The sequence below is a fragment of the Sphingomonas sp. genome, from assembly GCF_025362505.1.
GTDB lineage: Bacteria > Pseudomonadota > Alphaproteobacteria > Sphingomonadales > Sphingomonadaceae > Sphingomicrobium.
This window is the reverse complement of record NZ_JANYGG010000069.1, coordinates 1-12,971: the sequence shown is the minus strand read 5'-3', so window position 1 is coordinate 12,971 and position 12,971 is coordinate 1. Positions and strand designations below refer to the sequence as shown.

Sequence of the window (12,971 nt, the reverse complement as noted above, 5' to 3'; positions counted from 1 at the left end):
AACCGCGTCTTCAAATCCTACGACGATATCCTTGATCACTGCTGCTTCGCCTGGAACCGTCTCACCGACCAACCGTGGCGCATCATGTCCCTCGGGCTGCGAACTTGGGCGCATCGGTTCTAATCAGAGAGTCTTGGTATTAGACGTTTTTCGCATATATTTTGCTTGCGGGTACTGGCCGCGGAGCGAGTAAATGAAATTACGGTGACAGTTTACGAACTGCACGAAGCTCCGCAGGGGGATCGGCGGCGCGCTCACCACGGTGGAGCCGTCAGAAAGAAAACTCTTCCCTTGAGCCGGGGAATCTTCTATAACCTTTTTGGCTCTTTTATATTGACTATTCGAACCCATATTTTGCTTGTGACGTCGGTCGCGGCAAGAGCGACGTCACCACGAACATTGGGAACATTCGCGCCCCCCTTGCGCCGCCCGCTATTCTGCGCTTGATCGCCCGAGGATATTCGGGAGTTGAACATGCGTGAGTGGCGGTTGGTGTTGGCGGCGGCGTTGCTCGGTTCGGCGGGCGGTGCGCTTGCCGCGCCCCAGTTCGATCCACAGCGCCTGTCGAACCATGTCCGCATCCTCGGCTCGGACGCCTATGAGGGGCGCGGGGTGGCGACGCGGGCGGAGGGCAAGACCGTCGACTATCTCGTCGGCCAGTTCCGCGCCGCCGGGCTGCAACCGGGCGGCGATATCGTGCGCGGCAAGCGGCTCTGGACGCAGGCGGTGCCGCTGCTCCGTTCCGAATTCACCGCCGATCCCCAGGTTACCGTGCGCCTCCCCGACGGACGCCTCTTGCCCCTCGTCCAGCGCGAGCAGATCGCGGTTCGCTCACCGATGGACGGGTCGAAGTCGCTCGCCATCTCCTCCGCGCCGCTGCTGTTCGTCGGCTACGGCGTCACCGCGCCCGAGCGCGGGTGGGACGATTTCAAGGACGTCGACGTGCGCGGCAAGATCCTCGTCCTGCTCATCAACGACCCCGACTTCGAGGCCACCGGCGCTCCGCTCGAAGGCCAGTTCGGCGGCAAGGCGATGACCTATTACGGTCGCTGGACCTATAAATATGAGGAAGCCGCGCGGCGCGGCGCGGCCGGCGTGATGATCGTCCACGAAACCGACCCCGCCTCGTACGGCTGGAACACGGTCAAGAACAGCAACACCAACTCCATGTTCGACATCGTCCGCGACAACCCGCGCGGGGTCCACACCCCGTTCGAAAGCTGGATCCAGCGCAATGTCGCGAAGGATATCTTCGCCGCCGCCGGGCTCGACTTCGAGGCTGCCAAGGCCGCCGCCCGGCGCAAGGATTTCCGTCCGATCCCGCTCAACGCCAGCCTGACCGCGACGGGAACGGCGCGAAGCTCGGTCATCACCTCGAAGAATGTCGCCGCGCTGCTTCGCGGCAAGCGCCGCCCGAACGAGACACTGATCTACTCGGCGCACTGGGACCATCTCGGCATCGGCCAGCCCGACGCGAAGGGCGACAAGATCTACAATGGCGCGATCGACAATGGCACCGGCATCGCCCAGCTGATCGAGCAGGCGCGCGCTTTCGCCCGCGAACCACGCAGCGACCGTTCGATCCTGTTCCTTGCCGTCACCGCCGAGGAAAAGGGCCTGCTCGGCTCGGAATATTACGGCAACCACCCGCTCTACCCGCTGGCGACGACGGTCGCGGTGCTCAACACCGACTCGATGGGCGTGCAGGGCCCGGCGCGCGACTATTCGATCTCGGGCACCGCGCAGCTCGGGCTGCTCGACGAGCTCATCGCCGACGGCACCCGCCAGGGCCGCCGCTTCACCGCCGACCCGCACCCCGAGACCGGCGGCTTCTACCGCTCCGACCATTTCTCGATGGCCAAGGTCGGCGTCCCCGCCATCTCGTTCAAGCCGGGGCTCGACCTTGTCACCGGCGGCATTTCGCGCGGCGAGGCGTGGGCCAAGGATTACACGACCAACATGTACCACCAGCCAGCCGACGAATGGTCGCCCCAGTGGGACTTCACCGGCATGGCGCAGGACGCCGCACTGCTTCATTCTCTGGGCAAGCGGCTCGCCAATTCGCGGCTATGGCCGAACTGGTCGAACGACAGCGAATTCCGCGCCGTCCGTGACCGCACCGCGGCGTTGCGGCGATAAGCGCGGCCCCGGCGCGGCCCGGCCGCGATGTCGTTCCCTGGCTGATCGCGCTGCTTCTGTTGGTCGTGCTCGGCGTGCTCGCGTTGCAGCGCTGGCTCGCGACCCATGACGAACTCGGAACGCGCACTGCGGCGACCGGGCTGCCACTGACGCGCGAGCAGAAATCGGTCGAATTCCGCACCGCCGATCTGTCGTTCGAGGTCTTCCCCGACTCCCAGTCGATCAGCGGCCACGCGCTACTCGGCTTTGCTGTCCGCCAGCCGATAACGAAGCTCCAGTTCGATCTCGACCCCGAGCTTCCGATCAGCGCCATCGCCGCCGACGGCCACCCGCTCGACGCCGCCGCCTGGCACAATGCCGACGGCCAGGTCAGCGTCACCCTGCCCGCCACCAAGCGCGCCGGCGACACGCTGTCGCTCGCGATCGACTATGCCGGCCACCCGCATGTCGCGAAGAGGGCGCCGTGGGAGGGGGGCTTCGTCTGGTCGCACACCCCGGCCGGCAAGCCATGGGTCGCGACCGCGGTCGAAGGAGAAGGCTGTGACCTGTTCTGGCCGTGCTTCGACAATAGCCTGGTCGAGGTCGGCACCGTTGCGCTGCACATCACCGTGCCGCCGGGGCTCGCCGCCCCCGCCAACGGCCGTCTGACGGGCATCCGCCACCTCGCCGACGGCCGCACGACCTTCGATTGGGTGACGCATAACCCCAACAACTATGCGATCGCGCTCGACGTCGCACCCTATTCGCACCTCCACGGCGAGGCGCTGAGCCGCTTCGGCAACCGCGTGCCGCTCGATTACTGGTACCTGGGCGAGCGCGACAAGGCGAAGAAACTGTTCGCCGAATTTGCTCCGACGCTCGCCTTTTTCGAGGCAAATATCGGCCCTTACCCGTTCGCCGCGGAGAAGCTGGGGGTGGTCCAGACGCCGCATCTCGGCATGGAGCACCAGACGATCAACGCCTATGGCAACGCCTACAAGCCCGCGCCCGAAGGCTATGACTGGCTGTTCCACCACGAATTTAGCCATGAATGGTTCGGCAACCAGGTGACGAACTGCGATTGGGACGACATGTGGCTCCACGAAGGCTTCGGCACCTACATGCAACCGCTCTACGCGCGCTGGATCGGGGGCGAGATGCCCTATCACGAGATGCTGTGGACCGAGCGTGTGAAGATCGCCAACAAGTTCCCGATCGTCTCGGGCCACCATCAGACCGAAAGCACGGTTTACGACCCCAAGACCGGGCCTGGGGGCGACATTTATGTCAAGGGATCGTGGGTACTCCACACGCTGCGCGGCCTGATCGGCGACGAGGCGTTTTTCCGCGCGACGCGCCGCCTGGTTTATGGCCGCCCCGACCCACGCCCGGGGAATTTCACCACGCGTCTTAGCTCGACCGACGAGTTCGTCGCGCTGGCCGGCGAGGAATCACGGCGCGACCTCAAATGGTTTTTCGACGTCTATCTGCGCCGCGCGCCGCTGCCGCGACTGGTCGACCGGCGCGACGGCAATCGCGTGATGCTGCAATGGCGCACCCCCGGGGGCCTGCCCTTCCCGATGCCGGTCGAAGTCCGCGTCGGCGATGCGATCCAGACGGTCGCCATGACCGGCGGACACGGCGAGCTCGCCTTGCCTTCGCCCGCGACACACTACATCCTCGATCCCGACTCGAAACTGCTCCAGCAGAACGATGCGATCGACCGTTTCCGCGACTGGACGACGGCGCAGAAAGACAAGAAACCAGATTGAATCCGGAGGTTCCGATGACCGACCTCAAATTCTACACCAACCCGCAATCGCGCGGGCAGATCGTGCGGTGGATGCTGGAGGAGGTCGGCCAGCCCTATGACACCGAAATCCTCGACTATGCGACGACGCTGAAAGGCGACGCCTACGCCAAGATCAACCCGATGCAGAAGATCCCGGCGATCGTCCACGACGGCAATATCGTCACCGAGGTTGCGGCGATCTGCCTCTATCTCGCCGATGCCTTCCCCGCCGCCGGGCTGGCCCCGCCACCCGCCGAGCGCGCCGATTATTACCGTTGGACCTTCTTCGCCGCGGGTCCGATCGAGGCGGCGTTCACCAACAAGTCGGTCGGTTGGGAACCCGACGCCGCCAAGCAGCGGATGTTCGGCTATGGCAGCTTCGAGCGCGCGGTCGACACGCTGGAACAGGGGGTTACCGGCAAGCGCTTCATCGCCGGCGACAAGTTCAGCGCCGCCGATGTCGTCGTCGGATCGCAGATCGGCTTCATGCTGATGTTCAAGCTGCTGGAACCGCGCCCCGCCTTCACGAGCTATATCGCCAGCGTCACCGACCGCGACGCCTGGCGCCGAGGCAAGCAGCTCGACCAGGAGGCCGCCGAAACCATGTCGCAGCAGGCGAGCTGATCAGACCAGACGAGCGCGATAAAGCTGCAACAGCCTGGCCCAGGCGCGCTCGGCCTCGGGTTCGTTGTAGGACGGGCTTCCGGCAACACACCAGCCGTGATCGGCGCGGAACACTTCCACCGCGGCCGATCGCCCGGCGGAGGCAAAGCTCGCCTTGAGTACCGCCTTCGCGTCAGGCTGTTGCTGGTCGTCGTTGCGCGCGATGGCCACCAAAAATCGCGCCCGTGTCTTGGGGATCAGCAGGTGCGGGCTGCTCGGGTCGCTGGTCACCAACCCGCCGCCGTGGAAGGTCGCGACGGCACGGACGCGGTTCGGCGAAAGCGCCGCGGCGCGGAACGCGAACGGACCGCTGAAGCAATAGCCCTGCACGCCGAACCCCTTGCTGCGATCGACGGGCCGCTGGCGGTCGAGAAAGGCGAGGAACGCAGCGGTGTCGCTGTCGACCCTGGCGTCGGTCAGGCCATCCTTCAGGGCAAACAGCTTCGCGACTGCCGGCTTGTCGCCAAAGTCGAATGGTCCGGTGACGATCGGCGCGCGGCGAACCCGATAAAATGGATTGGGCACCAGGACGACATATCCCTGCGCCGCTAGGCGACGGCCCATCTCGCGGAACACCGGCCGCAATCCCAATATGTCCGGCCACAGCAAGACCGCGGGCCAGACACCGCGCCCGGCCGGGCGGAACAGCGCCGCGTCGGCCGCGCCGTCGGCCGTCTTCACCATGACGTCGGTCTCGATCACGCTGGCGGCGAACGCCGTCGCGGGCAGCGCGGTGACGGCCGCGACGGACGAAAGACTGACAAGCACCGATCGCCGGGTCAGCGAGCTATCGACGATGAAGTCGATATGGTCGTCACTGTCACACATCGTGCCACTCCTGCCGCCGGGATCGAAGCCCAATCCTCCCATGGCTCGCGACCATGTTCAAGGGGCCGAGCGCCCGCGATGGGTCCGGCCCATCCCACAAAAAAGGGCCCGGCAGTCTCCCGCCGGGCCCAATCCTTGATCGTGCGAAAGCTTAACGGCGATTGCCCATGAAGCTCAGCATGAACTGGAACATGTTGATAAAGTCGAGATAGAGCGTCAGTGCGCCCATGATCGCGGCCTTGCCGATCATGTCGGTTCCCGCGACATGAGCATACATGCTCTTGATCTTCTGCGTGTCATAGGCGGTCAGCCCGGCGAAGATCAGCACGCCGATCGCGCTGATCGCCAGCTGCATCGCCGGAGAGCGAAGGAACATGTTGATGACCATCGCCACCAGCAGCCCGACCACGCCCATGATCAGGAAGGTGCCGAAGCCCGACAGATCCTTCTTGGTCGTGTAGCCATAGAGCGACAGGCCCATGAACGCGGCCGCGACCGCGAAGAAGGTCTGCGCGATCGACACGCCGGTATAGACCAGGAAGATGGTCGACATCGACAGACCCATGGCGACGGCAAAGCCCCAGAACAGCGCCTGGACCGTCGAGGTCTGCATCCGGTTGACGCCGAAGCTCATCGCGAACACGAAGCCGAGCGGCGCAAGGATGATCAGCCAGCGCAGCGGCGTGGTCATCACCTGAGCGGCATAGCCACTGTTAAAGAACAGCAAGGCGACGACGCCTGTCAGCAGCACCGCCGAGGCCATGTAATTGTAAACCGACAGCATATAGGACCGCAGGCCCACGTCGCGAGCGGCACGCGGCACGCCGACCGAAGCGGCATTCACGCCGGTCACGCGCGGGTCGAACTGATTGTCCATTTCATCTCCTTTGCGAAGGCGAAGCGGCCTTCCCACTCGCCTATATCGGTCTTTCGCGACGTTCCTTCAAGATAAACCGCTCGCGTCTCGCAATGGGACGGCTTGCTCGCCCAAAGCCCCGCAGGATCGGCAATCCGGCTGCGCCAAATTCGGGTCTCGGGAAAGGGAGGGGAACGGTTTCATAATTACGACAAGAAGCCCGCTTACCGCCCCCGAAGGCATGCATAATCAAGCCCCACCCTGTTTGAAATTAAAATCCGATTAATTTGTGTGCGAAATTCGAAACATCCTATTTGCTTGACACGTTCGAACACAGAGTAAAGATTATTTATAACAAATCGGAGATTCGCTTGCGCTTCAACGATACAGTTCTCGCAGGCCTGTCTCGCGCCTTGCTGACATCCATCGGCTGTTTCATCGCGCTGGTCGCGTTTAGCGCGCCGGCGAAGGCGGTTCCCGCCTTTGCCGAGCAGGTCGGACAGCCGTGCACCTCGTGCCATGTTGGCGGCTTCGGCCCCCAGCTCACCCGCTTCGGCCGCGAGTTCAAGCTCGGCGGCTACACGATGCGCACCGGCAAGACCAACATTCCCCTCTCGGCGATGGCGGTGGCCTCCTTCACCCGCGCGCTCAGCGGCGATCCCGTTCCCGCCGGCACGACCCCGGTGAAGACCAGCAGCGTCAAGTTTGAACAAGGCAGCATTTTCCTCGCCGGCGGGGTCGGCTCGCACCTCGGCGGATTCGTCCAGACCACCTATGACGGCATCGGCAAGACGTGGTCGTGGGACAATGTCGATCTGCGCGTGGTCAACACTGGCAAGATTGGCGACAAGAGCCTGGTCTATGGCCTCAGCCTCAACAACAGCCCGACCACGCAGGACGTGTGGAACACGCTGCCGGCGTGGGGATACCCGTACACCAGCTCGCCGATTGCCCCCGGCCCGGCGACCTCGCCGCTGTTCGCGGGCGGCCTCGCGCAAAACGTCATCGGACTCACCGCTTATGGCTGGATCGACTCCAAATTTTATATCGAGGGCGGGGGCTATTCGACTCCCAAGGAGGGAACGCTGCGCTGGCTCGGCGCCGATCCGTTCGATCCCGGCGACATCCACGGCCTCGCGCCCTATGCCCGCGTGGCGTGGCAGCAGGAGGCGGCCGGCGGGACGCTCGAGGTCGGCGCATTCGCGCTGAAGGCTGCGCTCTACCCGGGGCGGGACCGCTCGACTGGGTTAACCGACCGCTACACCGATCTCGGCCTCGACGGGTCATGGATCAAACCGCTTGGCGCCGACACATTGACGATCAACGCCCGCTATACGCACGAGAAACGCGCGCTCGAGGCAAGCTGCGCGCTGGGCATTGCCGACGAATCGATCGCCGCGCCGAGTGTCGCCGAATGCGCGCATGCCACGCTCGGCGATCTGCGCGCGGACGCCAGTTACTATTGGCACAACAAAATTGGCGCGACCGTCGGCGTGTTCGACTTGTCGGGCTCGGCGAATCCCTACCTCTACCCCGACAGCCGCACCGCCGGCCCGGGCAGCAGCGGTGTCATGCTGCAGCTCGACGGCACGCTGTTCGGCGACGGCAAATCGCCGCTCGGCCCGCGCTTCAACATCCGCGCCGGGGTTCAGTACACCGCCTACACGCGGTTCGATGGGGCGCGCACCAATTACGATGGAGCGGGCGCCAATGCGACCGACAACAACACGCTGAGGGTTTTCACATGGGTCGCATTCTGACCAACGCCGCCATCGTCGCAGGGATTCTTAGCCTTGTCTCGATCTCGGCCCCGGCCGCCGCCACGGGCGACGTTGGCAAGGGCAAAGCGGTGTTCCAGGCGCAGTGCGCCATGTGCCACGCTACTGTCGCGAGCAAGAATGGCATCGGTCCCAGCCTGTTCGGGATCGTCGGTCGCGCCTCCGCCACCGTTCCGAAATACCAGTATTCGTCGGCAATGAAGGCCATGCGCCTGACCTGGACTCAGGCGGAGCTCCAAGCGTACCTCCCCGCCCCCGCCAAGATGGTGCGCGGCACCAAGATGCCCTACGCCGGCCTCAGCAATCCCCAGCAACTCGGCGACCTGATCGCTTATCTGGCAACGCTGCATTAGAAAGCGGACCGCGCGCCGAAAGCCATCACTCGCCCGCGCGGCGGGGGCGCGGTTCTTGTCTCGGCCAGCGAATGTGCCTCGATCGAGGAGACGCTGTAACCTCACCGGCTGGTGGTCCCGCCGCCTCAACAGCGAACAACGCCTGGCCTACCGCGTGACCGGCAAGGATAACGCCCAAGCGTTTGAAATCGCGCAGTACCGGTATCATTATTGAGTATTGGTCGGCGCTCGCCCCGCGCAGCTCGACAGTTGATCCCGCGCCCGCGGCTCCCATTTAGGCGTTAGTTATTTCCGGCTGCCAGCCCTTGTCCGCTGCGAACAAATATGGAACAAATGCGCTCATGCTTACTCACATCCAGAAGCATCGGTTCTCCGCATGCTGACCCACATAAGCGTTCGTGGTGCCCGTGAGCACAACCTCAAGGGCGTCAATGTCGAGATTCCGCGCGATGCGCTGACGGTGATCACCGGGCTGTCAGGGTCGGGTAAATCCTCGCTCGCGTTCGACACCATCTATGCCGAGGGGCAGCGGCGCTATGTCGAGAGCCTGTCCGCCTATGCGCGCCAGTTCCTCGAGATGATGCAGAAGCCCGATGTCGAGCATATCGACGGGCTCTCCCCGGCCATTTCGATCGAGCAGAAGACCACCAGCCGCAACCCGCGCTCGACCGTCGCCACCGTCACCGAGATTTACGACTATATGCGCCTGCTGTGGGCGCGCGTGGGGGTGCCCTACTCGCCCGCGACCGGGCTCCCCATCTCGGCGCAGACCGTTAGCCAGATGGTCGACCGCACGATGACGCTGCCCGAGGGCTCGCGCCACTACCTCCTCGCCCCCGTCGTCCGCGGTCGCAAGGGCGAGTATCGCAAGGAACTCGCCGAGTGGCAGAAGGCCGGCTTCACCCGCGTCCGCATCGACGGCGTGATGGTTGAAATCGACGAAGCCCCCGCCCTCGACAAGAAATACAAGCATGACATCGAGGTCGTCGTCGACCGCATCGCGATCAGGGACGGGATTCAGTCGCGCCTCGCGGACTCGTTCGAAACCGCGCTCAAGCTCGCCGACGGGCTGGCGTTCCTCGACCCCGCCGACCCTTCCCCCCTCCCTGCAAGGGAGGGGCCGGGGGTGGGTTCTTCGGCGGCCGACGAGGTTGCGCCTTCTGGGCGCGCAGACGCGCTCACCCACCCCCAACCCCTCCCTGACAGGGAGGGGAGTCAGTTCAAGCTCGACTATGGCGCCCCCGGCCGGATCGTCTTCTCCGAGAAATTCGCCTGCCCCGTCTCGGGCTTCACCATCGCCGAGATCGAACCCCGCCTGTTCTCGTTCAACTCCCCTCAAGGCGCCTGCCCGGCGTGCGACGGGCTCGGCGAAAAGATGGTGTTCGACGAGGACCTCGTCGTCCCCAACCACGCGCTGTCGATCGCCAAGGGCGCGGTCGTCCCGTGGGCCAAGTCCAACCCGCCCTCGCCCTATTACATGCAGGTCCTCGGCTCCCTCGCCCGCGCCTATGACTTCGACCTTGCCACCCCGTGGAGCGAGCTTCCCGAGGAAGCCCGGCACGCCGTCCTGCGCGGTACCGGCGGGCGCGCGATCACGCTGCGCTTCGTCGACGGGCGCAAGTCCTACGAGGTCAAGAAGCTGTTCGAAGGCGTCATCGGCAACCTCGAACGGCGCATGGCCTCGACCGAATCCGCGTGGATGCGCGAGGAACTGTCGCGCTACCAGGCCGCCCACGCCTGCGAGACCTGCGGCGGCGCGCGTCTCAAGCCCGAAGCGCTCTCCGTGAAAATCGCCGGCGAGGACATCTCGCTCTCCGCCCGCCGCTCGGTGGTCGACGCGCTCCGCTGGTTCCGCGGATTGGAGGAACAGCTCGGCCCGCAGCAGCGCGAAATCGCCCGCGCCATCCTCAAGGAAATCAACGAGCGCTTGGGTTTCCTCGACAATGTCGGGCTCGACTATCTCAACCTTGACCGCACCAGCGGCACCCTGTCGGGCGGCGAAAGCCAGCGCATCCGCCTCGCGTCGCAAATCGGCAGCGGCCTGTCGGGCGTGCTCTACGTCCTCGACGAACCCTCGATCGGGCTCCACCAGAAGGACAATGACCGCCTCCTCGAAACCCTCAAGCGGCTCAAATCGCTCGGTAACACCGTGCTCGTCGTCGAACATGACGAAGACGCCATCCGCTCCGCCGACTATGTCATCGACATGGGGCCGGGCGCGGGGGTCCACGGCGGCGAAGTGGTCTGCGCCGGCACCCTCGACGACCTCCTCGCGTGCGAGGGCAGCCTCACCGCCGACTATCTCTCGGGCCGCCGCTCGATCCCGATCCCGGCCAAACGCCGCAAGGGCTCGGGCAAGAAACTCACCGTCCACGGCGCCACCGCCAACAACCTCCAGAACGTCACCGCGTCGATCCCGCTCGGCACCTTCACCTGCATCACCGGCGTCTCGGGGTCGGGCAAGTCGAGCCTGACCATCGACACCCTCTACGCCGCCGCCGCGCGCATCCTCAACGGCGCGCGCATCCTAGCGGGCAAATACGACCGGATCACCGGGCTCGAGTATCTCGACAAGGTCATCGACATCGACCAGTCGCCGATCGGCCGCACCCCGCGCTCCAACCCCGCGACCTACACCGGCGCCTTCACCCAGATCCGCGACTGGTTCGCCAGCCTCCCCGAATCCCAGGCGCGCGGCTACAAACCCGGCCGCTTCTCGTTCAACGTCAAGGGCGGCCGCTGCGAGGCGTGCACCGGCGACGGCCTGCTCAAGATCGAGATGCACTTCCTCCCCGACGTCTACGTCACCTGCGACGTGTGCCACGGCCGGCGCTACAATCGCGAAACGCTCGAGGTGAAGTTCAAGGGCAAGTCGATCGCCGACCTGCTCGACATGACGGTCGAAGACGCGGTCGAGTTTTTCAAGGCGGTCCCCGGCATCCGCGACAAGATGGCGATGCTTCAGGAAGTGGGCTTGGGCTACGTCAAGGTCGGCCAGCAGGCGACCACGCTCAGCGGCGGCGAGGCACAGCGCGTCAAGCTCGCCAAGGAACTCTCCCGCCGCGCCACCGGCAGCACGCTCTACATCCTCGACGAGCCGACCACCGGCTTGCACTTCGAGGACGTCCGCAAGCTGCTCGAAGTGCTCCACGCGCTGGTCGAGCAAGGCAACACCGTCGTCGTCATCGAGCATAACCTCGACGTCATCAAGACCGCCGACTGGGTCATCGACCTGGGGCCGGATGGCGGGGTCAACGGCGGGGAGATCGTCGCCGTCGGCACCCCCGAAGCAATCGCGGCTGAACCGAGGAGCGCAACCGGCTTCTACCTCAAGCCGCTTCTCGACAAACCCCGCGCCGAACTCGTCACCACCAAGCGCCCCGCCAAGCGCAAGCGTGAGCAGGTGCCCGCCGAATGAGCCTCCGGGACGGCTCGTGATCGTCTCGATCAGGCGCGCCAGCTGCTGCTGCTTCATCCCGACGCCGATATGCGCTATCTTGAGGGCCGGGTTCGGTTTGAGTCCGGAGGAGAATTTGGTGTCGAAGACATCGCAGGGCGCTGATCAGGGCCTTCGCCGCGTCTCCTACCCCGAGTTCGCAGCCAAGCTCGCGTTACGTCGCGCCGAACTCTGCAACCCCGACCTCCCCCGCAACGCCGGCACCCGCCGCACGCCCAGCAAGCGCGCGCTGCTGAAAGCGATCGAGGATGCCGGTGGCAAGTGGTGAGCCGCTGACCGACGTGGGCGGCTGGGTCAATCCGGATGACGCCCCCGAGTGGACCGACGAGATGTTCGAGCGCGCCGAACTGCGCATCGGCGACACCGTCATCAGCCGCGCCAGTACGCCGGGCTTGGGAACCCCGCCGGGCTCGGCCAAGACCTCCGCCGGGGAGCGGCACGAATGACATGTTCGCTCCGCTCCGTCATCCCGGGCTCGACCTGGGACCACGACATCATCGCCGCCCTCCGCGCCCAAGGCCCCGGCTGGCAATCGCGAATGAACGAGGCGCTGAGGAAAGCGGCGGGGGTTTAGGAACGGCGCTAAGTATGATCCTCCAGACTAGTCTAGCAGAGGCAAGCGAGTTCGGGTTGACAGTCGCGGTAACGCTGGATGTTTGAGAACCCTCTCACATCCAGCGTCATGTCCACAAACAGTCAGATTATGCGGCTAAAGCGACTTTCCCCAAGCGCTGGCCGAGAACCCGCTTGATGTTCATGTCAATATGATATCGCGGGAGGACAGCCGCAGTCAGAGACGTATCATTCCACAAATCACCAAGCTCCGACATGCTCCACTTTCCACCGTTTTTGAGTGCCAAGGCGCTCATTACCGTTTCAATTAGCTGCTGCTCGAACCATTCGCGCGTCACATCGGTGACTGCGGCTTTGCAGCCGGGCACATTCGAGTATCGATCCACCCAACGATCGGTCATATCCGTAAACGCCCTAGGGTCAGGACCCATTGATTTGAGAGGCGCGATCTGATTCAGGCTCCGCAAGGAGACGGAGCATGAGCAACCTGTACTGGCTGACGGACGAGCAGATGGCGCGGCTTGAGCCGTATTTTCCCAAGAGTCACGGCAGG

13 protein-coding genes and 1 pseudogene are annotated in these 12,971 nt (G+C 64.7%); 11 read left to right on the top strand and 3 right to left on the bottom strand.

Features of this window, described 5'->3' with window-relative positions:
* The 4 genes and pseudogenes from Q0R27_RS06740 to Q0R27_RS06725 all read left to right on the top strand — a co-directional run.
* Positions 1–123 (top strand): annotated as a pseudogene (locus Q0R27_RS06740) (IS630 family transposase); the annotation flags it as partial.
* A 351-nt stretch (positions 124–474) separates the two neighbouring features.
* A complete protein-coding gene (locus Q0R27_RS06735; RefSeq protein ID WP_293942648.1) occupies positions 475–2,139 on the top strand; it encodes a M28 family metallopeptidase in 1,665 nt (554 codons plus the stop codon).
* Positions 2,140–2,204: 65 nt separating this feature from the next.
* A complete protein-coding gene (locus tag Q0R27_RS06730) occupies positions 2,205–3,890 on the top strand; it encodes a M1 family metallopeptidase (protein WP_293942650.1) in 1,686 nt (561 codons plus the stop codon).
* A gap of 14 nt (positions 3,891–3,904) precedes the next feature.
* Positions 3,905–4,534, top strand: coding sequence for a glutathione S-transferase N-terminal domain-containing protein (locus Q0R27_RS06725; protein WP_293942646.1), 630 nt, complete (start codon positions 3,905–3,907; stop codon positions 4,532–4,534).
* Here Q0R27_RS06725 and Q0R27_RS06720 read toward each other — a convergent pair whose 3' ends face one another.
* Together Q0R27_RS06720 and Q0R27_RS06715 are read right to left on the bottom strand one after the other, a co-directional pair.
* The gene (locus tag Q0R27_RS06720) at positions 4,535–5,401 is read right to left on the bottom strand and encodes a dienelactone hydrolase family protein (protein ID WP_293942644.1); all 867 of its coding nucleotides are present in this window, start codon (positions 5,399–5,401) and stop codon (positions 4,535–4,537) included. It lies immediately after the preceding gene.
* A 151-nt stretch (positions 5,402–5,552) separates the two neighbouring features.
* On the bottom strand, positions 5,553–6,278 hold the full coding sequence (locus tag Q0R27_RS06715; RefSeq protein WP_293942642.1) for a Bax inhibitor-1/YccA family protein: 726 nt from the start codon (positions 6,276–6,278) through the stop codon (positions 5,553–5,555).
* A gap of 392 nt (positions 6,279–6,670) precedes the next feature.
* On the opposite strand from Q0R27_RS06715, the gene Q0R27_RS06710 reads away from it, so the two are divergent.
* The 7 genes from Q0R27_RS06710 (at position 6,671) to Q0R27_RS06680 (ending at position 12,419) form a co-directional block, all read left to right on the top strand.
* The gene (locus Q0R27_RS06710) at positions 6,671–8,017 is read left to right on the top strand and encodes a hypothetical protein (protein WP_293942640.1); all 1,347 of its coding nucleotides are present in this window, start codon (positions 6,671–6,673) and stop codon (positions 8,015–8,017) included.
* Complete coding sequence (locus tag Q0R27_RS06705) at positions 8,002–8,388, top strand: c-type cytochrome (RefSeq protein ID WP_293942638.1); 387 nt, start codon at positions 8,002–8,004, stop codon at positions 8,386–8,388. The genes Q0R27_RS06710 and Q0R27_RS06705 overlap by 16 nt, the downstream gene beginning before the upstream one ends.
* Positions 8,389–8,461: 73 nt before the next feature.
* Positions 8,462–8,602 (top strand): type II toxin-antitoxin system YoeB family toxin, encoded by a 141-nt coding sequence (locus Q0R27_RS06700; protein WP_293942636.1) that lies wholly within the window; start codon positions 8,462–8,464, stop codon positions 8,600–8,602.
* Between the two features lie 162 nt (positions 8,603–8,764).
* Complete coding sequence (gene uvrA / locus Q0R27_RS06695; RefSeq protein WP_293942634.1) at positions 8,765–11,806, top strand: excinuclease ABC subunit UvrA; 3,042 nt, start codon at positions 8,765–8,767, stop codon at positions 11,804–11,806.
* A 118-nt stretch (positions 11,807–11,924) separates the two neighbouring features.
* Entirely contained in the window at positions 11,925–12,113 is a 189-nt protein-coding gene (locus Q0R27_RS06690) for a hypothetical protein (protein ID WP_293942632.1), read from the top strand.
* The gene (locus Q0R27_RS06685) at positions 12,094–12,291 is read left to right on the top strand and encodes a hypothetical protein (protein WP_293942631.1); all 198 of its coding nucleotides are present in this window, start codon (positions 12,094–12,096) and stop codon (positions 12,289–12,291) included. The genes Q0R27_RS06690 and Q0R27_RS06685 overlap by 20 nt, the downstream gene beginning before the upstream one ends.
* On the top strand, positions 12,288–12,419 hold the full coding sequence (locus tag Q0R27_RS06680; protein ID WP_293942629.1) for a BrnA antitoxin family protein: 132 nt from the start codon (positions 12,288–12,290) through the stop codon (positions 12,417–12,419). Before Q0R27_RS06685 ends, Q0R27_RS06680 begins: the two co-directional genes overlap by 4 nt.
* 127 nt (positions 12,420–12,546) lie before the next feature.
* Here Q0R27_RS06680 and Q0R27_RS06675 read toward each other — a convergent pair whose 3' ends face one another.
* Complete coding sequence (locus tag Q0R27_RS06675; protein WP_293942627.1) at positions 12,547–12,819, bottom strand: hypothetical protein; 273 nt, start codon at positions 12,817–12,819, stop codon at positions 12,547–12,549.
* Positions 12,820–12,971 lie beyond the last annotated feature (152 nt).

Coding starts and splice junctions, on each gene's coding strand:
- Q0R27_RS06725 (WP_293942646.1), top strand. CDS start 3,905: ATGACCGACCTCAAATTCTACACCAACCCGCAATCGCGCGGGCAGATC.
- Q0R27_RS06680 (WP_293942629.1), top strand. CDS start 12,288: ATGACATGTTCGCTCCGCTCCGTCATCCCGGGCTCGACCTGGGACCAC.
- Q0R27_RS06735 (WP_293942648.1), top strand. CDS start 475: ATGCGTGAGTGGCGGTTGGTGTTGGCGGCGGCGTTGCTCGGTTCGGCG.
- uvrA (WP_293942634.1), top strand. CDS start 8,765: ATGCTGACCCACATAAGCGTTCGTGGTGCCCGTGAGCACAACCTCAAG.
- Q0R27_RS06675 (WP_293942627.1), bottom strand. CDS start 12,819: ATGACCGATCGTTGGGTGGATCGATACTCGAATGTGCCCGGCTGCAAA.
- Q0R27_RS06685 (WP_293942631.1), top strand. CDS start 12,094: ATGCCGGTGGCAAGTGGTGAGCCGCTGACCGACGTGGGCGGCTGGGTC.
- Q0R27_RS06715 (WP_293942642.1), bottom strand. CDS start 6,278: ATGGACAATCAGTTCGACCCGCGCGTGACCGGCGTGAATGCCGCTTCG.
- Q0R27_RS06720 (WP_293942644.1), bottom strand. CDS start 5,401: ATGTGTGACAGTGACGACCATATCGACTTCATCGTCGATAGCTCGCTG.
- Q0R27_RS06705 (WP_293942638.1), top strand. CDS start 8,002: ATGGGTCGCATTCTGACCAACGCCGCCATCGTCGCAGGGATTCTTAGC.